This window comes from Streptomyces sp. M41(2017) (assembly GCF_002078175.1).
GTDB lineage: Bacteria > Actinomycetota > Actinomycetes > Streptomycetales > Streptomycetaceae > Streptomyces.
This window is the reverse complement of record NZ_MWFK01000001.1, coordinates 1,998,513-2,019,130: the sequence shown is the minus strand read 5'-3', so window position 1 is coordinate 2,019,130 and position 20,618 is coordinate 1,998,513. Positions and strand designations below refer to the sequence as shown.

Below are 20,618 nucleotides of genomic sequence, written 5' to 3'. Positions count from 1 at the left end.
GGCACCCAGGGGTGAATCCACCCGGCCCGCCGGACCGGACGCGGGGAACTGTGCCGGGTGGGCGGGCCGACGGGACCTGCACCGGACGACCGGACGACCGTTGCTGTGCCGAACGCCCGGCGGACGGTAGGTGTGCAGGGCGCCCGGTGGACGCCAACCGGACCGGGTCGCTCAGCCTTCCAGGAGCCGCTGCCCCACGTACTCCCCGCGCGCCGCTCCGCCCGGCACCGCGAACAGGCCGCTCGACTCGTGCCGGACGAAGTCGGAGAGGGCGTCACCACGGTCGAGCTTGCGCTGGACGGGGACGAAGCCGCGCAACGGGTCGGCCTGCCAGCACACGAAGAGCAGCCCGGCGTCGGGCACCCCGTCCGCGTCGATGCCGTCGTGGAAGGAGAACGGACGGCGCAGCATCGTGGCACCGCCGTTCTGGTCGGGCCGGGTGATCCGGGCGTGCGCGTTGATGGGGACGACCAGGTTCCCGTCGGCGTCGGTCTTGTCGAGGTCCATCGCGGTTTTCTCGGTGCCGCCGCTGAGCGGTGCCCCGGTGGACTTCCGCCGCCCGATGACGTCCTCCTGCGCCTTGCGCGAGAGCCTTTCCCAGTCGTCGAGCAGCATCCGGATCCGGCGTACGACCGCGTACGAGCCGTTCGCCATCCAGGCCGGGTCGCCCGAGCCGGGCACGAAGACGCGCCCGTCGAAGTCGGGCTCGGACGGCTTCGGATTGCGGGTGCCGTCGATCTGCCCCATCAGGTTGCGTGCGGTCATGGGGGACGCGGTGGCGCCGGGGGACCGGTTGAAGCCGTTCATCTGCCAGCGCACCCGTGCCGCGCTGCCCGCGTCCTTCTGGAGGGCGCGCAGGGCGTGGAAGGCGACGAGGGCGTCGTTCGCCCCGATCTGCACCCACAGGTCGCCGTTGCTGCGCCCCTTGTCGAGACGGTCGGAGGAGAAGTCGGGCAGCGGGTCCAGCGCGACCGGGCGCTGCTTCTCCAGACCCGTACGCGCGAAGAAGCTGTGGCCGAAGCCGAAGGTGACGGTCAGGGACGAGGGGCCCGCGTCGAGGGCGACGTCGGTGTCGTCGTGGCTCGCGCTCTCGCCCGCCATCAGCCGCTCCGCGGTCGCCGACCAGCGGCGCAGCAGGGCGGCGGCCTCCCGGCGGCCGGCGCCCGCCGCCAGGTCGAAGGCGACGAGATGGCCGCGCGCCTGGAGGGCGGTGGTGATGCCGGGCTGATGTTTCCCGTGAAACATCACCGTGTCCATGCCCACCGAAGCCAGCGGAACGGCCTTGTCCGCGGAGGGGGCGGCGGCGTAGCCCACGGCTGCCCCGCCCGCGCCGAGGGCGAGCCCTGTCGCACCGGCGGTTCCGAGCAGCCGGCGCCGCGACATGACTCCCGCCGAGCGGGTCTCCGACGAGGCCGCCGGCTCCGAGGGACCGGCGGAAGCCTCCGGAGCCGTCGCTCGGGAGGTCTTCGGGGAGTCGTCCTTCGCGGAGGCGTCCTCGCGGGCGCCGGAGGACGTCCCGGGAGTGGACTGGTCAGCCATGGTCAGGTTCAGCCGATCTGCGCGTTCTTGTTCACGGTGACCTGGTCGATGTCCGAGGTGCGCACGGTCACCGCGATCTTCCAGTCGCCCGCCATGGGGATCTGTACATCGCTCGCCGACCAGTGTCCCGTGGCGATCCGGTCGGGCGTCACGGGCAGCGGGCCGACATCCTTCGCCTTGAGGGTGAGGGCGAGCTTCACCTCGGGCACGTCGAAGGCCTTCCCGTTGGGGCGGACCACGAAGACGTGCATCTCGTTGCCGCCGACCCGGGCCGGCTCGAACGTGACCTCGGCCGTGCCCTTGCCGTCCTGGCCGCCCGTGTCGAAGGGGATCTTCAGGGACAGCGGGCCGGACCGCTGGGCGGCGGCGCCCTTGGCCTGCTGGACCGCCTCTTCGGTGCGCCCCGGCTCGGTGGTCGTCAGCGCGGTCGTGACGGCCAGCAGGACGACCGCGACGGCCGCCTCGGCGAGGACCGAGCGGCGCAGGCCGGTGCGGTTCGGATCGGCGTCGCGGACGCGCTGGGCGCGCGCGGTGTCCACGGCGGCCTGCTGCCGGGCCAGTTGGGCGGCCCGCCGGGAGTCGGCGGGGACGGTGGTGGGCGTCCTGCGTGCCGGCCGCTGCTCCGCCCGCGCGGCCTCGACGGCCCGGGGAACCGCCTCCGCGAGCCCGCCCGTCCAGCGCCGGGAGATCGAGGCGACGCCCACGAGCACGGCCACCAGACCGATCTTGACGAGCAGCAGCTGCCCGTACGTCGTGTCGGTGAACGCCGCCCAGGAGCCGACCTGCCGCCACGACTGGTAGACGCCGGTCGCCACCAGGACGAGGACGCTCCCGAACGCGAGGCGGGAGAAGCGGTGGACGGCCGCGGCCTCGATCTGCTCCGCCGCCGGTGCCCGGAACAGGGCCACCAGGAGGGTCGTCAGGCCGCCGAGCCAGACGGCGACGGCCAGCAGGTGCAGTACGTCGACGGGCATGGCGATGCCCGCCTGTATACCGGTGGACGCGTGCTCGGCCATGGCCCAGCTCGCGGCGAGTCCCGCCGCCACGACCACCCCGCCGATGGCGAGTCCGAAGGTGAGGTCCTTCTTCTCGGCGGCCAGGTCGGCCGCCTCCGTGGCGGGATCGGGGGTGAGGTCCGTCCCGTCCGTCTCCTCGGCGGACTCGGGGGCGGGCGTCTTCGTGATCGCCGTCTTCCCGCCGGTCGCCTTGGCGCCGACGGACTTCGCCCCGGCAGCCTTGGTGCGCGTTCCCTTGGCCCGGCCGCTCTTGGTGCCGTTCGCCTTCCTGGTGGCGACGGCCAGTGCCTCGGCGGCCGCGCGCGCGTCCTCGTCCCGCTTGGCGTACGCGCCGAACAGCACGGCGATGAACAGGGCCGCCGCGGCGAGCAGCAGCAGCCGCGAGACCAGCGCGGCGCCAGGCTTGGTCTGGAGCACCTGTGCGAGCAGATTCAGGTCGAAGATGTCGCCGACCTTGCCGGACCCGACGTACGAACCGCGCAGGAGCAGCAGGGCGAGCGTGGAGACCGTCAGGGTGAGCCAGCCGGCGACCACGAGACGCTGCACCGGCCGCACCCCGGACCCGCGCTGCCAGCAGCCCAGCACGAACGCGGCGCCACCGACGAGCAGGATGAACCCGGCGTACGAGAAGTAGCGGCCGGCTCCGTAGAGGAAGCCCACCACTCCGCCCCCGACGTCCTGGCCCGACGCGGCGACGGAGGTCTGCGAGGGCGCGCCGATGGAGAAGGTGAAGGCGCCCGAGACGGGATGGCTGTCGGCCGACACCACCTGGTAGGTCACGGTGAACGTGCCGTCGGGCAGGCCCGCGTGGAGCTTCACGCCGTACGTGCTGCCGCCCAGGTCGCTGGGACCGCCGGTGTCGACCCGCTTGCCCTTGGGGTCGAGGACCCGCAGCGAGCTGTCGTTCATCGAGACCTGCTCGGAGAAGGTGAGCGAGATCTGCGTGGGTGCCTCGGCGACCACCGTCCCCTGCTGCGGATCGCTCCCGGTCAGCGCGGCGTGCGCGGAAGCGGGCGCGGCGCCCGCCAGGAGTGCGCCGGCGACGGCGAGGAAAAGCAGCAGGAGGGTCCGGAAGCGGGGGGCGATGGTCGGTGTCACGGTAGTGCCTCCCTCAGTGCCCGGAGTCGGGGTTGTAGGTCGCGGACTTCACCGGCATGGAGACCTTCACCGTGCCGGACGTGGCGAAGTGCAGTTCCAGAGCCACCTTCTCGCCCTCCCGGGGCTTGTGGGTGAGCTTTGCGAACATGAGGTGGTTGCCGCCGCTCGCGAAGTCCAGGGTGCCGTGGGCGGGCACGGCGAAGGACTTCTCCTCCTCCATCGCGCCGTCCTTGGTGGAGTGGAGCGTCACGTCGTCCGAGAGGTCGCTGGTGACGGAGGTCAGCCGGTCGGCACCACCGGAGTTGGTGACGGTGAAGAACCCCGCCGCCATGGTGGCCATGCTCGGGGCGGGCATGTAGGCGCCGGTGATCCTGAGGTCGGGCCGGCCCGAGGAGGACAGCGAACCCGAGGAGTCGCCGTCGCCCGAGCCGCAGCCCGCGAGCGTCAATGCCGCGGCTATGACCAGGGCGCCGAGAGTCAGGGGCCGGGCCGGGCGGCCGGGACGGCGCCTCACGGGTTCTTCCCCTCGACGATCTTGGGAAGGTCCTTGGTGTAATCGTCGACCGTGGCGTCCTCGCCGTACAGCACATAGCCTCCGTCGGTCTTCGGCGAGAACGCGATGACCTGGGTGCCGTGCACGGAGACGAGCTTGCCGTTCTTGTCCTTCGAGGTCGGCTCGATGGAGATGCCCAGCGTGCGGGCGCCGGCCTGGATGGTGGAGAAGTCACCGGTCAGGCCGATGAAGTCGGAGTCGATTCCCTTGAGCCAGGTGCGGAGCGCCGCGGGGGTGTCGCGGTCGGGGTCGGTGGTGACGAACACGACGCGCAGCTTGTCCTGCTCGGCCTTGGGCAGCTGCTTCTTGGCGACGGCCAGGTTGTTCATCGTCAGCGGGCAGACGTCGGGGCAGTGCGTGTAGCCGAAGTAGACCAGCGTGGGCCGGCCCTTGGTCTGCGCGCGCAGGTCGAACTTCTTGCCGTTCGTGTCCGTGAGCACGAGGTCCGGCTTCTCGAACGGCTGGTCGAGGACCGTCGCGGCCTTGCCCGAGTCGGCGGCGACGGACACGTCGGCGACGGGCTTGTTGCTGTCGTCGCCGCTGCCGCAGGCGGAGAGGGTCAGAGCGGCGGCTGCGAACAGGGCGGCCACCGCGTACGTCTTCTTGCGCATAGAAAAATGTCCCAGATGTGAGTGCCTTGGCGCGCACCGGGGGTCGTTCGCGGCCGAAGGGCCAGGTCCGGCAGGGCGGGAGAGCCGTGCCGGACCGGCCGGAGGCCGAGTCGGACCCGTCCGGAGAGCCGCGTTCCCGCGGCCCTCCGGTGCGCACCGAGGCGGGTGTGTCTCAGTGCCTCGGACGCCGAGCGGCGTCTCAGGCGTTCGTACGCCGACGGTTGGCGAACACGCCGTACGCCACGCCCAGCGCGCCGACGACGATGCCCACGACGCCGAGAACCCGTGCGGTCGTGTCGCTGCCGTCCGAGGAGGCGGCCGCCTGGTCGGTGTCCTTCGCGGCGCCGTCGGACTTCTCCGTGTCGGAGGCGTCCTCGGCACCGGCGGAGCCGTGGTGGTCCTCGGTCGCGGCCGACAGGGCCAGCACCGGCGCCGGGTTCTCCGGCTCCTCGGCGCCCTCCTTCTGCGGCTCGATCCAGCGCACGACCTCCTTGTTGTCGTACGTCTGGATCGCCTTGAAGACGAGCTGGTCGGTGTCCTCGGGCAGCGCGCCGACGGAGAGCGGGAACTTCTGGAAGAAGCCCGGCTGGATGCCCTTGCCGTCGGCGGTCCAGGTGACCTTGGTGACGGCTTCGTCGATCTTCTCGCCGTGCAGGGTCACCGGCTTGTCCAGTTTGGACTTGGTGACCTCGACGTTCCATCCCTGCACCGGCTGCGGCATGACCGAGGCGAGCGGGTGGTCCGTCGGGAGGTTCACCTCGAGCTTGGTGGTCGAGGCGTCGTCGCGCTCGTTAGGAACCTTGAAGTTCACGACGGCGTAGCCGCCCTTGGCCGCCGCTCCGTCGGGCGAGACGCTGACGTGCGCGAACGCGGGCGCGGCGGACAGGACGAGAACGGCCGAGGCGGCGACGGTGCCGACGGCGGCGATACGAGAAGCCTTCATGGAAGGGAACACTCCACTCTCAGTTCGATGACGAAGGGGACGCGCGAACGCCTCGGCGTTCCGGTGCGGGGTGGGCCCGCGCCCGGGAGACCCGGCGGGTACGCGCGCGTGCGGCACGACCGCGTCCCTCCGGGAGAGTCCGGGAGGCCCGATATGTCCCTGGATGTGGGGACTTCGGGCTGCCGGCTCGGTGAGGTGGCGCGTCGTGTCAGGCGGCGAGGGAGAGAGCGGAGACGGGTGGTCCGCGTCGGACCACTGTGTGCTGGAGGGCGGTCGTCCGCGGAGCGCGGAGCGTACGGGGCGCGCTACGACGCGGGCGGGCGATCTCGGGCGCCCCCTGAAGGCCCGTGCGCAGCGCGCGTACGAGCGTCAGAGCGGCGCGCAACGACCGTACGAGCGCCCCTTCGGCGACACCCTGCGCCGACAGCCGCATGAGGCGGAGCAGCGCCAGATCGCCGCGGCGCAGCACCCATCCGGCGGCGACGGCCGCGAGGACGTGGCCGAGCAGCATCGGCAGGGAGGGCAGCATCGGCATCGCGACGTCGCCGCCGACCGGCACCGCGTCCGTGGCATGCCCCATGGACGCCGTCATGCCGCCCGTGCCCGTATCGAGCCGCGCGTCGGCGAGGAGCTTCTGGGCGTGTGCGGGACTGATCGCCGCGGCGGTCGTACCGCACACCAGGCGGGCGGCCCGGGCCACCAGGGTGGCGTCCGACACCGGCATGCTCGATGTCATCGAGCCCATGGAACCGCTGGCCGTGGCGCCCGCGTGCTGGCTGAACCCGAACAGCGTGTGCAACGCCGTCTGGCCGACCGCGAGGACCGCCACGATGCCGGGCAGCGCGCGCTCCCGCCCCGCCAGTGTGACGGCGACGGTGAACACCACGAGGAAGCCGACGCCCAGGGTCCACAGCGGAACCACGGCACAGGAGGCGATGCCATGACCGGCCGCGGCCAGCGCGACACAGACCGCGGCGAACACCGCGGCCCTGAGGATCCGGAGGTCGGCTCCGGAGGGCGCCGAACGCTGGTGGGGGGCAGTCATGGCGGGCTCATCATCGCACTGGGCCCACCCGTCACCCACGGCAGGTCCACAAGGTGAGGTACGACCGCTCTGTCCGCAACGCCGCCTTGGACCGGAACACGAACTTCCGTACGTCGACTCGCAACCGCATACACCGGCCTCCGGCACTCGCGCGTCCGCCGTATGGGCGCCGTCCTCGGACGTATGCGATTGCGCACGGGTGCTTGCGGCAATACGTATCGGTACGTCGAGCCGCGGCCGGGAGGCTGGAGCATGAGCATCTGGTGGTCACTCCATCTGCGGCGCGAGGCTGCGAGCGTTCCCCTCGCCCGACGTCTGCTGCTCGGCACGATGGAGAGCGCCGGTGTCGACCCCGACGTCTCCTATGACCTCTCCGTCGCCCTCACCGAGGCCTGCGCCAATGCCGTCGAGCACGGTGGGGCCACCGCGCGGGGCGCCGCCGGCGAGGCGTACCGGGTGACCGCCTACCTCGACGGCGACCAGTGCCGCATCGAGGTCAGCGACTCCGGCCCCGGCTTCCCCGGCGGGACCGCCCGCCCCGCACTGCGCCCCGCCGACCAGGACGCCGAACACGGGCGGGGCCTCGGCCTGATCCAGGAGCTCGCCGACCACGTCCAGTTCGGCAACAACCCGGGTCCGGGCGGCGCGGTGGTCAGCTTCGACAAGATCCTCAAGTGGAGGAACTCCCCCTCCCTGCTGCCTGCCTAGCAGCGCGGTCCTCCGCTCAGCACTCCGCGCCCTGCGCCCCGGCGGCGCCGGCCGGCGCGAGCCGCATCCGGTTCCCGCCCTTCGGGTGGCGCACCCCGCCCTCTCGACGGCCCACCTCACCCCTCCGGAACTCCCGCCCACCCTCTCGGCGCGCGTTCTCGGACGCCTCCCGTCCGGCCGCCTCCCGGTGATCGGCGCCGGCCGGCCGCTCCGGCCGCACCGAACTGCGGGAGGCAGCCCACCGGGTCGCCGGGCCCATCGCGTACGACGCACCGAGCATCAGGCCGCCGAGCAACAGCCAGCCCGGCGTCCCCCAACCGACCAGCAGGGCCGTCAGGACGAGCGGGCCCATGGTCCGCGCCACCGTGACCCCCGTGCCGAAGAAACCCTGGTACTCGCCCATGCGGTCGGCGGGGGCGAGGTCGAACGCGAGTTGCCAGGAGCCCGCCGAGTGCTGCATCTCGGCGACGACCTGGAGCACCGCACCCGCCACGAGGACGGCAGCCGCGATCCAGGGGGAGACGCCGGACGACAGGGCGAACACCGTGCAGGACGCCAGCATCACGAGCCCGGACCGCCGGATCGAGCGGGTCGCCGTGACGAGTCCCGTCACACCGCGGGCCATCCGCACCTGGAACACCATCACCGCCGCGGTGTTGAGCACGAACAACGCGGAGACCAGCCAGGCGGGCGCCTCGGTGCGCTCCGTGATCCACAGCGGTATGCCGAGACTGAGAAGCGGCATCCGCAGCAACAGCACGGTGTTGAGGAACGTGACCAGCACGTAGGGACGGTCGCGCAGCACACCGTCCGCCGAGCCCCGCTCACTCCCCCGACCGCTGCGCCCGCCCCGACCGTCCCGAGGACTCTCGCCGGCGCGACCGGCCTCGAGCCTCCCGTCCGTCCGCTCCACCCGGGCGGGCTCGACCGACGGCAACTGCCGCAGCAGGGCTGCGCACACCAGGAAACTCACCGCGTCCAGCGCGAACACCCCGAGGTAGGCGGACCGGGTCCCGGCGTGCAGGGCGAGACCGCCGAGGCCCGCGCCCACCGCCAGACCGGCGTTCAGCGTCGACTGGAGGTGTGCGAGCAGTCCGGTGCGCGCGCCGGCCGGTATCAGGGAGGCGAGCAGCGCCTGGCGCGCGGCTCCGAGTCCCGACTGGGCCGAGGCGTAGGCGCAGGCCGCGAGGACGAAGGGGAGGAATCCGCGGACGAGCAGGAAGGACGCGACCGCCGTGGCGGTGGCGAGTGCCAGCAGGACAGCGGTGCCGCGCGGCCCGCGCCGGTCGGCGAGCCGGCCCAGCGGCACCCCCACCAGCGAGCCGATCGCCCACGCCACCGTCAACCCGAGGCCGACCCGCTCGGCGGACAGCCCCACGACGTGCGTGAAGTAGAGCGCGGACGTCACGTAGTAGGCGCCGTCACCCACGGAGTTGCTCAGTTGCGCGAGAGCGAGCACCCGCTGCGGCCCGGCGGGCGGAAACACCCGGCGCGCTCCGTTCCCCTTCACGGCCGAGCGCTCTGCGGATCGTGCGTCGCGAGTCGTCATGTCGTCGACGCTACGGCTCGGATGGACCGCTCGGCAGGCCCATTCCTCACGCCTTTTCATGACCCAATTCACGGGTCGCCCATGACATTCGTCAGATCCTGCGGACGGCCGCCGAGGCCCCGCATCAAGGCCCTGGACCGAGGCCCCGGGCCGAGGGGCCGGACCGAGAGCCCCGGATCGAGGTGGTCCGTCGGTCTCTCGGTCTTTCGGTCCTTCGGTGCTGGCGCCCCGGGCAGCCGAGGACGTCGAGGCACGGCGTCTCGACCGGGTGATGCCCCGGGCCAAGCCCCCGGTTCAGTGTCCTGGGCCCCCGGCCGGTCAGGGCGTCTCGGCTCGGACGCACCCTCCCCCCGACGGGCCGCGGATCAGAACGCCCCGGCGCTCGCCGTTCCGACCGACCCGCCCGCGCGGCCCGCGGGACCCGCCCCCTCCAGAACCCGCCCGAGTGCCTCCAGCGCCTCGGGATACGTGCGCTCCCTCGGCGTCCCGTACCCGACGACCAGGCCCTGCGGGCGCCCGTCGCCCGCTCCGTGCCAGTGGTCGCCGAGCCGTCCCACCGCCAGCCCCTCCTCCTCCGCGCGCGCCAGCACCTCCGCCTCGTCCGTCACTTCGACCAACGCGTGCAGTCCCGCGGCGATCCCCCGTACGCTCCTGCGCGCCCCCACCCGGTCGAGGAGCTGGTCCCGGCGACGCCGGTAGCGGAGCCTGCACGCGCGCACGTGACGGTCGTAGGCGTGGCTGACGATCATCTCCGCCAGCGCCAACTGGCCGATGGACTCGGTGTGGTGGTCGCTGTGCAGCTTGATGTCGGCCACCGGATCGACCAGTTGGGGCGGCAGCACCATCCAGCCGAGGCGCAGGGCGGGGCCCAGTGTCTTGGAGGCGGTCCCGAGGTAGACGGCATGGCCCGGTGCCATGCCCTGGAGCGCGCCGACCGGCTGCCGGTCGTAGCGGAACTCCCCGTCGTAGTCGTCCTCGATGATCAGCGTGTCCCGCGCGCGTGCCCAGTCGGTGAGCGCCCGCCGCCGCTCCGGGTGGAGCGTGACGCCGGTCGGGTACTGGTGCGCGGGGGTGACGACGACCGCGTCCGCGCCGAGGGTCTCCAACCGGTCGGCACGGGCGCCGTGTTCGTCGACGGGCAGGGGCACCACGGTGCCGCCTGCCTTGCGCACCACATCCCGGTGGAACGGCAGCCCCGGATCCTCCATGGCCACCGTCCCACCGTCCAGGACGCGCGTGAGGAGGGCGAGGCCCTGGACGTAGCCGGAGGTGATGACGATCCGTTCGGGAGGCGCGATCACCCCGCGGGCCCGCCCCAGGTAGCCCGACAGGGCGGTCCGCAATTCGATGCGGCCCCGCGGGTCCCCGTAGTCGTACGCGAGGGAGGGGGCCGTGGCGATCGCGCGGCGCAGTGCCCGCAGCCAGGCCGCCGCCGGGAACGTGCCGACGTCCGGACTGCCGGGGCGCAGATCGAAACGGGGTGCACGCGCGTGGGGCGCCCGTACGTCCGTCGGGGGGCCGTCGGCCGGAAGGGACGCCACCTCGGTGCCCGAACCCTGTCGGGCCGTCAGATAGCCCTCGGCGACGAGCTGGTCGTACGCCGCCTTCGCCGTGCCCCGGGAGAGGCCGAGTTCGACGGCGAGGCGCCGCGTCGCGGGCAGCCGGGTCCCCGGGGCGAGCCGCCCGGCGCGGACAGCGTCCCGCAGCGCCCGTTCCAGGCCCGCCCTGCGCCCGGCCGCCGCGTCCGGCTCCAAATGCAGATCCACCCCGACGCCGGACCAGAAGTCGTCGTCCACGAAAAGCCGCCCCCCTAGGCACACCGAAAACCCGCGGGCGCACCGGTCCGCCCGCGGGCCACCGCACTCCGGGAGCCGCCCACCCCCGGACACACCGATGGCCGGGCACCCTGGAGGGCACCCGGCCAGCAGTCTCGTATCAGCCCTCGTGGGGCACTATGTCAGCCCTTGAGGGACGCCATCCAGGCCTCGACCTCGTCCGACCGGCGGGGCAGGCCGTCCGACAGGTTCCGGTTGCCGTCCTCGGTGACGAGGATGTCGTCCTCGATGCGGACGCCGATGCCGCGGTACTCCTCGGGCACGGTCAGGTCGTCCGCCTGGAAGTACAGGCCCGGCTCGACGGTCAGGCACATGCCCGGCTCCAGCGTGCCCTCGACGTACGTCTCGGTGCGGGCGGCGGCGCAGTCGTGGACGTCCATGCCGAGCATGTGGCCGGTGCCGTGCAGGGTCCAGCGGCGCTGCAGACCGAGCTCCAGGACGCGCTCGACCGGACCCTCGACGAGGCCCCACTCGACGAGCTTCTCGGTCAGCACCCGCTGCGCGGCGTCGTGGAAGTCGCGGTACTTGGCGCCCGGCTGGACGGCCGCGATACCGGCCTCCTGAGCCTCGTACACGGCGTCGTAGATCTTCTTCTGGATCTCCGTGTACGTGCCGCTGATGGGCAGGGTGCGCGTCACGTCGGCGGTGTAGAGCGTGTGGGTCTCCACGCCGGCGTCGAGGAGCAGCAGGTCGCCGGAGCGGACCGGGCCGTCGTTGCGCACCCAGTGCAGGGTGCAGGCGTGCGGTCCGGCGGCGCAGATCGAGCCGTAGCCGATGTCGTTGCCCTCGACCCGCGCGCGCAGGAAGAAGGTGCCCTCGATGTAGCGCTCGCTGGTGGCCTCGGCCTTGTCGAGGACCTTCACGACGTCCTCGAAGCCGCGGACGGTGGAGTCGACGGCCTTCTGCAGTTCGCCGGCCTCGAACGCGTCCTTGACGAGGCGGGCCTCGGAGAGGAACACCCGCAGCTCGTTGTCGCGCTCCGCGGTGACCTTGTCGGTCAGCGCGGCCTCGACGGCGGCGTCGTAGCCGCGCACGACGCGTACGGGACCGGTGGCCTCCGACAGGGCGGCGGGCAGCTCCCGGACGTCCGAGGCGGGGATGCCGTACAGCTGCTCGGCCTCGGCCAGGGAGTGGCGGCGGCCGACCCACAGCTCGCCCTGGCCGGAGAGCCAGAACTCGCCGTTCTCGCGGTCGGAGCGCGGCAGCAGGTAGATCGTCGCCTTGTGGCCCTCGGTGGCCGGCTCCAGCACGAGGACGCCGTCCTCGGTGAGGTTGCCGGTGAGGTACGCGTACTCGACGGAGGCACGGAAGGGGTACTCCGTGTCGTTCGAGCGGGTCTTCAGGTTGCCCGCCGGGATCACCAGGCGCTCGCCCGGGAAGCGCGCGGAGAGCGCGGCACGGCGGGCGGCGGTGTACTCGGCCTGCGCGATCGGCGTGAGGCCGCGCAGCTCGGTGTCGGCCCAGCCGGACTTCATGCTGTCGGCGAGCTCGTCGGACACGCCCGGGTACAGGCCGTTCTTCCGCTGCTTGATGGGCTCTTCCTCGCCCGCTTCGTCAGCGGTTTCGTCAAGCACGGCTTCCGGGGTCTCCGGTGTGAGCGCCTCCGACACGGTCTGCCTCCTAGATACGACTCTGGACCTCCTCCATCGTACGGTCGCTCTGAAGGGGGCCCAGGGCCGGAAGGCCTGTTACACGAGGTGTCCGTGCGCTCACTCGAAGCGGGCCGCCAGGAGGACGACGTCCTCGTCGCTGTCCGCCTCGTCGAGACCGTCCGGCAGGACCGTGCGCAGGACGTGGTCGGCGATCGCCCCGGGGTCGTCCCGCACGGCTTTCGGGACCCCGGCCGCCGCCGCGTGCAGTCGCGCGAAGGCGCGGTCCATCGGGTCCCCCGTGCGGTGCAGCAGCCCGTCGGTGTAGATGAGCACGGTCTCGCCGCGTTCGGCGGTCATCTCGACGCTCGGGGCCTCCCAGCAGGCGAGCATCCCGAGCGGCGCCGACAGGGAGGTCTCGACGAACTCGGTACGGCGCGGGCCGATGACCAGGGGCGGGCTGTGGCCGGCCCCGGCGAGCGTGAGCTTGCGCAGGGCGGGCTCGCAGTAGGCGAACAGGGCGGTCGCCGAGCGGGCCGGTTCGGTGAGCCGGAGCAGCAGTTCCAGGTCGGAGAGCACCGCGACCGGATCCTCGCCCTCCATCACCGCGTACGCCCGCAGGGAGGCTCTCAGGCGGCCCATGGCGGCGACCGCGCTGGGTCCCGAGCCGGTGACCGAGCCGACGGCCAGGCCGAGCGCGGCGTCGGGCAGCGGCAGCGCGTCGTACCAGTCGCCGCCGCCCCGGGGTCCGGTGCGGTGCCGGGCGGCGAGCTGGACGCCGGAGACCCGCGGCAGCCGTGGGGGAAGCAGCTCCGCGGAGATCGTCGTCATGCACGCGCGCGTGCGTTCCAGCTCCAGGAGCCGCGCCAGGTGCTCGGTGGCGTACCGGGCGTACAGGCCGATGAGGTGGCGCTGCCGCTCGACCGGTTCCGCGGGTTCGTCGTAGAGCCAGACGGCGGCGCCCAGCCGGCCCGCGGCCTCGGTGGTCAGGGGGAGGGCGTAGCTCGCGGCGTAGCCGAGGCGTGCGGCCACCTCGCGGTGGCGGGGGTCGAGCCCGTCCTCCGAGAGGAGGTCCGGCTGGGCGATCTCGCCCTCGCCGCCCGGCAGGCCGTCCAGGATCTTCCCGTACGACATGGAGCTGCGCGGGACCGTCTCGATGTGACCGAGGTCCGCGCGGGCGAGGCCGAGGCCGATCGTGGTGTCGGGGCCCAGCCCGTCGCCCGGCTCCATGACGACGAGGCCGCGCCGGGCGCCCACGAGGGCCGCTCCGGCGCGCAGCAGCTCCTGGAGCGCTTCGTCCAGGGTCGACGTGCGCGCCAGCCGCTCGGTGAGTTCGTGGAGGGTGGTGAGATCCGAGACCCAGCCCGCGAGTCGATCTTGGAGAACGGCTCCGGGACCGGTGGGCGGCGCGACCGAGGCGGCACCCGGGGGAGCAGGCGCGGGCGCGACAGTGTGTGCGGGCGAGGGAACCGTTGAATCGATTCCGGCCACTTTCGGAAGGTGAGGGGCGTTCATGACGTCCGGCTTTCCGGCCGGTGCGTTTTGCTCGTTAGCATCGCAAACCCCCATGTAGTTCTGCGCCGCTAGCAGTGTCTCCACATGTACACGCACTCGTGAGGAGATGTCCAGCATTGTCCTGCTGGGATTCCTGGTGTCCATGAGACCGGCGGTAACCCTTGCGGGAAAACTAAGTTGGCCTAAAACTGACTCGGGTAACGGCTTATTGAGGTCGACTGGCCTCGTTCGACGGAGCGTCACAGCGGTCGTGGTGGGTACGTACTCGGTGAAGGCCAGGGGCGGTTGAGATCCGCCCGGAACCTGGCGACGGACCCGGGCGTCTTAACCACTGACGACCGTGCCCCATCCTCCCGTGGCGGAGGCGGCAAGAAATACTGCGGGACGTAAAACGCCAGGCGCCGCCACCCCACGCCATGCCCATGCTTTGGATGTACGCAGTGTGGGCGCGGACGCAGCCACATGCTCGGCCCAGAGGGGTTCCCCTTGTCTCCAGCAGGGGTGTGATGCGCCAGCAGGTACGCACAGTGAAGAGATCGACACATGGTGTGATGTGATCCTCGGTGTTGCCAGGCGTGCAACGGAAAGGAACGAGCGCTCATGCGCGAGATCCTCGGAAGGCGACGCAGGCTCCTGTCCAGGCGAGACAAGGGGAGGCCTGAGATGCTCAGCGCGGCCCTGACCTTCGCGACCTCATGGCAGTGGCCCGTTCTCCCGGGTGTGGCGGCCGACCCGCAGGGGCGTGCCCGCTGCGGATGCCCCGACCCGGAGTGCACGGTGCCCGGTGCCCATCCCTTCGACCCCGGCCTCCTCGCGGCCACCACGGACGAGCGCATGGTGCGCTGGTGGTGGGGCAACCGGCCCTCGGCGCCCATCGTGCTGGCCACCGGGGGAAGCGCCCCGTGCGCGGTGAGCCTGCCGGCTCTCGCCGCGGCCCGCGCTCTCGATGCCCTCGACCGTGCGGGCATGCGCCTCGGCCCGGTCGTCGCGTCGCCCACCCGCTGGGCGATCCTCGTCGCCCCGTACTCGATGGAGCAGCTCGGCGAGCTGCTCTACGCCAAGGACTTCGTCCCCGGCTCCCTGCGGTTCCACGGCGACGGCGGATACATCGCACTGCCGCCGTCCGAGACCGGCCAGGGCCAGATCCGCTGGGAGCGCGCTCCGCTGCCCGGCTCGGCCGCACCCTGGGTACCAGGTGTGGAGGCCGTGGTGGACGCCGTCGTCGAAGCACTCACTCGTACGGGTGTGAGCGCACCCGAGTTGTAGGGGCGTCCGGCGCGCGGTGAACCGCGCGCCCGCCCAGGCTCGTTATCGTCCGCACCATGCAGCGCAATTCTGGGGGGCACGGGGCCTCGACGCCGCCGCGCGGCGGGGCCGACCCTCGAAGGGTTCGTCTCATGGCGCTGGTCGGCGTCGTGGCGTTCGTCCTCGCACTTCCCCTGGCCGTGGCGTCCGCCGGCTCCGTCGGCGACAACGCTCCGGCCGCCGAACGCGGGACGGTGGGCACCGACGACCGGCCGCGCTCTCCCGCACCCTCCCGCTCCCCGCTGCTGCTCGGCCTCGGACTGGCCACCGCCGCGCGGTGCGGTCCCGAACTGTCCTCGCCCGACGGCGTCGAGGCACAGACCTGTGTCCTGACGCAGGGCGAGGAGACCTGGGCGCGCACCTACTACCGCAACGCGACCGGTGAAGAGCTGAGTTCCCTGCTGAGCCTGATGGGCCCCGGAGGGCGCACGGTGCAGATCAACTGCGCGGTGGACGCCGAGGACGATCCAGGGGCGTGCGAGACGCCCAGGGAGCGCACCGCGGGAGGCGCGGGGGCGTACACGGCGATCGCCGAGTTCGCGAAGGGATCCGGGCCCGACGGGCCGCTGTTGCTGCGCTCGGGGAGCAACTCGGCCTCGTAGCAAGGCTGTTGACCGCGTGTCTGACAGCGGGCATGAAAAGACCCGGTTGCTGGCGACGGGGGATGCACCAGCAACCGGGCTACTCGAACGGTAACAAGAGATCGGCGGTTCGCAAATTCGATCTCGGCTATTCGGACACGGATTTCCCTGTCACAACGGGGAGTTGTGACAGGAGTCACCCGCTTCCGAGGTCGCGACCAGCTGACCGGTCGGTCAGTGTCCGAGTCTGTGCGTCAGCTGAGCGTCACCTGTCGGTTGGTGAGTCCGCCGCGCGCGCGACGCTCGTCCGCCGTCAGCGGCTCGTCCGTGGCCAGAGCGCTGGCGAGGCGCTCGGCGAACTCCGCCGCCGGCTTCTCGACGTCGTCCGCCGTGACCCCCGTCGGCAGGTCCCAGACCGGCACGGTGAGCCCGTGCGCGCGGAAGGAACCGACCAGCCGGGTGCCCTCACCGAGACCCGAACGGCCCGCCGCGTGAAGGCGCGCGAGGGCGTCCAGAAGCTGCTCCTCCTCGTGGGGCATGACCCAGCGCAGGTGGTTCTTGTCGGGCGTCTCGCACCAGTAGGCCGCGTCGACCCCGGAGAGCTTCACGGTCGGGATGGCCGCGGCGTTGGCCCGCTCCAGAGAGGCGGTCACCTCCGCCGTCGCGTTCTCCGCGTCCGGGACCCAGAACTCGAAGCCGCTGTGCACAACTGGCTCGAAGGCGCCTTCCGGGTCGAGCAGGTCCTGCAGGCGCGGACCCTCGGCCGGGGCGCGGCGGCCTTCGACCGGGGTGCCCGGCTGGGAGGTGAGCGCCCGCTGGAGGGTGTCGGCCAGGTCGCGGCTGATGTCGCCGGAGGCCGTGTCGTTCTGCAGGCCGAGCAGCACCGAGCCGTCGTCGCGGCGCAGCGCGGGCCAGGCCATCGGCAGGACGGTGGCGAGCGTGACCGAGGGGACTCCCTCCGGCAGGCTCTCCCTGAGCTTCAGCTCGACCGTCGCGGCGGGCACCAGCTCGCGCAGCGCGACCCAGTCCCCCTCGCCCGCCAGACCCTCGAAGGGGCGGTGCACCAGCTCGGTCACGGCGTGCGCTGCGGCTCGGCCGTGGCAGGCCTTGTAGCGGCGGCCGCTGCCGCAGGGGCAGGGCTCGCGAGCGCCGACGACCGGGATCTCTCCGTCCTTCGGCTGCTGCTGCTTGGCCCTCGTCTGAGGTCGCTTCTTGGCCATCGTGGGCGTCTCCCGATCACGGCTCGTCTCGTACGGGCGCGAGCCTAGCCGTTCGTACGGGGGCCGACGGGACCCTGTGGACAACGCACCGCGTCGCACCGGAACCTGTGATTCGGGCCGCGCGTGCCTCAGCCGAGGTCGTCGAAGGCGTCCGCGAAGTCCAGGCCGGGCATCCCGGACACCGTCGGTGACGCGACGCGCGTAGCGAAATCGTCGCGTCTGCGGGCCGTTTCCACGTCGTCCTGGAGGACCACCCACACGGTGACCTCGCCGTGGATGTCGTCCCGGACACCCCAGTCCTTGGCCAGCGCGGTGATGATGTTCAGCCCACGGCCGCCACGAGCGGTGACCGAGGGCGTCGACGGGGCAGGGCGGGTCGGACCACCGCCGTCCGTCACTTCGACCGTCAGCCGCCCCGCCGGTTCGACGCGCCAGGTCGCCCGCACGTCGCCGTCGCCGGAGAGGGCGTCGCCCAGGGGCCTGCCATGCCGGCAGGAATTGCTGAGCAGTTCGGAAAGGATCAGTACCGCGTCGTCGATGACCGTTTCCGCCACGCCACCGGAGCGCAGGTGATCCCGCATCCGATGCCTTGCTTCCCCCACGCCCGCAGGGCCATGGGGTACGGCCATGCTCGACGACGTGGGCACCTCCTGTGCCACCACCAACGCCACCCCCGAGACCTCCTTTGCCCCACGCCACGGAGTGGATGCCCCTCTGGACTGGACCGGAAACCGGCCAATCGACGTCTGCTGACGCACTTGTAACGATCGAACACGGAGCGAACGCGCCGGTGCACTCCCTGTGACGGGCGTCCGGTTTTCGATGGTTTTTGAGGGGCGATCGTGGTGCTTTACGTAGGTGTCCGGAGCTGCAAGGAGCCGATTCAGCGGCCCAGTTGACGCAGTACCGCGCGCGGGCGGTTGGTGATGATGGCGTCGACCCCCAGCTCAACGCAGAGATCCACGTCCTCGGGCTCGTTCACGGTCCAGACGTGCACCTGGTGCCCGGCCCGCTTGAGGCGCTCGATGTACCCGGGGTGGCTGCGTACGATCCGCATCGAGGGGCCCGCGATCCGGACACCCGCGGGCAGTCGCCCGTCCCGCAGTCGCGGGGAGACGAACTGGAGCAAATACACCGTGGGCAGGGTCGGGGACACCGCCCGGACGCGGTGCAGGGAGCGCGCCGAGAAACTCATCACACGGACCGGGGAGTCGGCGGCGGACGTGGGGGAGTCCAGGCCGAAGCGCTTCAGCAGGACCAGCAGCCGTTCCTCGACCTGGCCCGCCCAACGGGTCGGGTGCTTCGTCTCGATGGCCAGCTCGACGCGGCGGCCGGCGTCGGCGACGAGTTCGAGCAGTCTCTCCAGTGTGAGGACGGAGGTGTCCTCGGGGTCTCCGGGGACGTGCTCCCAGTCGGGGGACTCGTCGCGGTTCTTCCAGGAGCCGAAGTCCAGGGCGGCGAGATCCGCGAGTTCCAGGGCGGAGACGGCGCCGCGTCCGTTGGACGTACGGTTGACGCGGCGGTCGTGCACACAGACGAGATGGCCGTCGGCGGTCAGGCGCACATCGCACTCAAGGGCGTCCGCACCGTCCTCGATCGCCTTCCTGTACGCGGCCAGTGTGTGTTCCGGGGCCTCTTCGGAGGCTCCGCGGTGGGCGACCACCTGGATCGGATGCTGTCGTGCGAGGGTCACCGCGTCATGGTGCCACCGTCGCGGGGTAGGCGTGAGGTGGGAGACATCGCACTTCCTCCTTTTTAGTCATAGAAGTCCGTTATAAAGAGTCGCCCCGGACGCACAGGCACCGCTTATGGTGCTCTGACGCCCGGTGGGAAAAGCTGACGGCGTACAAAAGCACATGCACAGCTGAATCGCGCCGGGCCATCAGCAAGCGTGAGTGGGTGTGACCGAGTGCGACCGAGAACAACAGCCGTGGATCGAGGAGAAGAGCTGTGAGCACCGAGAACGAGGGCACCGAGGTACCCCCGGCCCCGTCCGCACCTCCTGTGCCGGTGGACACTCCCGCTGTTTCCGCGCAGGCCCCGCACGACGGGAGCGCACCGACCGCTCCGATCCCCGCCGTTCCGCACGGCGCCCCCGGCGCATCGGAGCACGCGTCGGCGCCCGCGGGCGCTCCGGCGTACGCCTCGACCGGCGCCGGGCACGGAGCCGACCCCTACGGACAGGGCGCCGACCCCTACGCACAGAGCACCGGAGCCCAGGGCTCCGCCCCGGAGGCGGGCTGGCCGCCTCCGCCGCCCGCCACCCCTTCGTACGCCGACGGCGGCGGCTCGGGAACCGGCGGCTGGGGCTCCTCGTACCAGCAGCCCGCTCCGAAGCCGAAGAACGGCCGCGGCGGCCTGGTCGCCGCGATCCTGGTGGCCGCACTGGTCGCCGGCGGAGTCGGCGGCGGCATCGGCTACGGCCTGGCCAAGAACAACGACGACTCCACCGGCTCGACGACGGTCTCCGCCCCCAGCACCAGCGGGCAGGTCAAGCGCGCCTCGGGCACCGTCGCGAACGTGGCCGCCAGGGCACTGCCGAGCACCGTCACCATCGAGGCGCAGAGCACCAGCGGCGAGGGCGGCACCGGCACGGGCTTCGTCTTCGACACCCAGGGCCACATCCTCACCAACAACCACGTGGTGGCGGAGGCCGTCGACGGCGGCAAGCTGAGCGCGACCTTCCCGAACGGCAAGAAGTACGACGCCGAGGTGGTCGGACACGCGCAGGGCTACGACGTCGCGGTCATCAAGCTGAAGAACGCGCCCTCGGGAGAGCTGAAGCCGCTCACCCTGGGCAACTCGGACCAGGTGGCCGTCGGTGACTCCACGATCGCGATCGGCGCGCCCTTCGGTCTGTCGAACACAGTGACCACCGGCATCATCAGCGCCAAGAACCGCCCCGTCGCCTCCAGTGACGGCAGCGCGAGCAGCAAGGCCTCGTACATGAGCGCCCTGCAGACCGACGCCTCGATCAACCCGGGCAACTCCGGCGGTCCGCTGCTGGACGCATCGGGCGCTGTCATCGGCATCAACTCGGCGATCCAGTCGTCCAGCAGCGGTGGCCTCGGCGGCTCCGGCCAGTCCGGTTCCATCGGACTGGGCTTCGCGATCCCGATCAACCAGGCGAAGAACGTCGCGCAGCAGCTGATCAAGAACGGCAAGCCGGTGTACGCCAAGATCGGCGCCTCCGTCTCCCTGGAGGAGGGCACGAGCGGCGCGAAGATCACCGAGCAGGGTGCCAGCGGCGCGGCGGCCGTCGAGTCCGGCGGTCCCGCGGCCAAGGCCGGTCTCAAGCCCGGCGACGTCATCACCAAGCTGGACGACATGGTGATCGACAGCGGCCCGACCCTCATCGGTGAGATCTGGACGCACAAGCCGGGCGACACGGTGAAGCTCACCTACACGCGCGACGGCAAGACCCGCACCACCGACGTCACCCTCGCCTCGCGAGAGGGCGACAGCTGACCCACGGACCGGGCACGGGACCCGTTACTCTTGTCCCCGCGCC

Annotated in this window: 17 protein-coding genes; 4 read left to right on the top strand and 13 right to left on the bottom strand. The window is 71.9% G+C overall.

The window, feature by feature from the left end; all coding sequences use genetic code 11:
- Positions 1 to 171: 171 nt before the first annotated feature.
- The 6 genes from efeB to B0675_RS08825 all read right to left on the bottom strand — a co-directional run bounded on the left by efeB (position 172) and on the right by B0675_RS08825 (position 6,805).
- On the bottom strand, positions 172 to 1,539 hold the full coding sequence (gene efeB, locus B0675_RS08850; protein ID WP_081218268.1) for an iron uptake transporter deferrochelatase/peroxidase subunit: 1,368 nt from the start codon (positions 1,537 to 1,539) through the stop codon (positions 172 to 174).
- Between the two features lie 8 nt (positions 1,540 to 1,547).
- The gene (locus B0675_RS08845) at positions 1,548 to 3,653 is read right to left on the bottom strand and encodes a copper resistance protein CopC (protein ID WP_081218267.1); all 2,106 of its coding nucleotides are present in this window, start codon (positions 3,651 to 3,653) and stop codon (positions 1,548 to 1,550) included.
- 13 nt (positions 3,654 to 3,666) lie between these two features.
- Entirely contained in the window at positions 3,667 to 4,167 is a 501-nt protein-coding gene (locus tag B0675_RS08840; protein WP_081218266.1) for a copper chaperone PCu(A)C, read from the bottom strand.
- Positions 4,164 to 4,817, bottom strand: coding sequence for an SCO family protein (locus B0675_RS08835; protein ID WP_081218265.1), 654 nt, complete (start codon positions 4,815 to 4,817; stop codon positions 4,164 to 4,166). The genes B0675_RS08840 and B0675_RS08835 overlap by 4 nt, the downstream gene beginning before the upstream one ends.
- A 199-nt stretch (positions 4,818 to 5,016) precedes the next feature.
- The gene (locus tag B0675_RS08830) at positions 5,017 to 5,760 is read right to left on the bottom strand and encodes a YcnI family protein (protein ID WP_081218264.1); all 744 of its coding nucleotides are present in this window, start codon (positions 5,758 to 5,760) and stop codon (positions 5,017 to 5,019) included.
- Between the two features lie 208 nt (positions 5,761 to 5,968).
- Positions 5,969 to 6,805 carry a hypothetical protein gene (locus tag B0675_RS08825; RefSeq protein WP_081218263.1) on the bottom strand — a complete coding sequence of 279 codons (837 nt, stop codon included), beginning with the start codon at positions 6,803 to 6,805 and terminating at the stop codon, positions 5,969 to 5,971.
- A 252-nt stretch (positions 6,806 to 7,057) separates the two neighbouring features.
- Here B0675_RS08825 and B0675_RS08820 point away from each other — a divergent pair, with 252 nt between their 5' ends.
- The gene (locus B0675_RS08820; protein WP_081218262.1) at positions 7,058 to 7,513 is read left to right on the top strand and encodes an ATP-binding protein; all 456 of its coding nucleotides are present in this window, start codon (positions 7,058 to 7,060) and stop codon (positions 7,511 to 7,513) included.
- Between the two features lie 16 nt (positions 7,514 to 7,529).
- Here B0675_RS08820 and B0675_RS08815 read toward each other — a convergent pair whose 3' ends face one another.
- The 4 genes from B0675_RS08815 to B0675_RS08800 all read right to left on the bottom strand — a co-directional run bounded on the left by B0675_RS08815 (position 7,530) and on the right by B0675_RS08800 (position 14,118).
- Positions 7,530 to 9,062 (bottom strand): MFS transporter, encoded by a 1,533-nt coding sequence (locus tag B0675_RS08815; RefSeq protein WP_081218261.1) that lies wholly within the window; start codon positions 9,060 to 9,062, stop codon positions 7,530 to 7,532.
- Positions 9,063 to 9,427: 365 nt separating this feature from the next.
- Entirely contained in the window at positions 9,428 to 10,858 is a 1,431-nt protein-coding gene (locus tag B0675_RS08810; RefSeq protein ID WP_081218260.1) for a PLP-dependent aminotransferase family protein, read from the bottom strand.
- A 161-nt stretch (positions 10,859 to 11,019) separates the two neighbouring features.
- On the bottom strand, positions 11,020 to 12,471 hold the full coding sequence (locus tag B0675_RS08805; RefSeq protein WP_241539736.1) for an aminopeptidase P family protein: 1,452 nt from the start codon (positions 12,469 to 12,471) through the stop codon (positions 11,020 to 11,022).
- Between the two features lie 135 nt (positions 12,472 to 12,606).
- Complete coding sequence (locus B0675_RS08800) at positions 12,607 to 14,118, bottom strand: PP2C family protein-serine/threonine phosphatase (RefSeq protein ID WP_179165389.1); 1,512 nt, start codon at positions 14,116 to 14,118, stop codon at positions 12,607 to 12,609.
- A 483-nt stretch (positions 14,119 to 14,601) separates the two neighbouring features.
- Between B0675_RS08800 and B0675_RS08795 the strand changes: the two genes are divergently transcribed.
- Together B0675_RS08795 and B0675_RS08790 are read left to right on the top strand one after the other, a co-directional pair.
- A complete protein-coding gene (locus tag B0675_RS08795) occupies positions 14,602 to 15,267 on the top strand; it encodes a bifunctional DNA primase/polymerase (RefSeq protein WP_081218257.1) in 666 nt (221 codons plus the stop codon).
- A gap of 131 nt (positions 15,268 to 15,398) precedes the next feature.
- Positions 15,399 to 15,908 carry a hypothetical protein gene (locus B0675_RS08790; RefSeq protein WP_179165268.1) on the top strand — a complete coding sequence of 170 codons (510 nt, stop codon included), beginning with the start codon at positions 15,399 to 15,401 and terminating at the stop codon, positions 15,906 to 15,908.
- A 233-nt stretch (positions 15,909 to 16,141) separates the two neighbouring features.
- Here the strand turns inward: B0675_RS08790 and B0675_RS08785 are convergent, their stop codons facing one another.
- The 3 genes from B0675_RS08785 to B0675_RS08775 form a co-directional block, all read right to left on the bottom strand.
- Positions 16,142 to 17,107 (bottom strand): DUF5926 family protein, encoded by a 966-nt coding sequence (locus B0675_RS08785; protein WP_081218255.1) that lies wholly within the window; start codon positions 17,105 to 17,107, stop codon positions 16,142 to 16,144.
- A gap of 128 nt (positions 17,108 to 17,235) precedes the next feature.
- A complete protein-coding gene (locus tag B0675_RS08780) occupies positions 17,236 to 17,865 on the bottom strand; it encodes an ATP-binding protein (RefSeq protein WP_081218254.1) in 630 nt (209 codons plus the stop codon).
- Positions 17,866 to 17,990: 125 nt separating this feature from the next.
- Positions 17,991 to 18,800, bottom strand: coding sequence for a glycerophosphodiester phosphodiesterase (locus B0675_RS08775; RefSeq protein ID WP_081218253.1), 810 nt, complete (start codon positions 18,798 to 18,800; stop codon positions 17,991 to 17,993).
- Positions 18,801 to 19,057: 257 nt separating this feature from the next.
- Here B0675_RS08775 and B0675_RS08765 point away from each other — a divergent pair, with 257 nt between their 5' ends.
- Positions 19,058 to 20,575, top strand: coding sequence for a trypsin-like peptidase domain-containing protein (locus B0675_RS08765; protein WP_081218252.1), 1,518 nt, complete (start codon positions 19,058 to 19,060; stop codon positions 20,573 to 20,575).
- Positions 20,576 to 20,618: the final 43 nt, after the last annotated feature.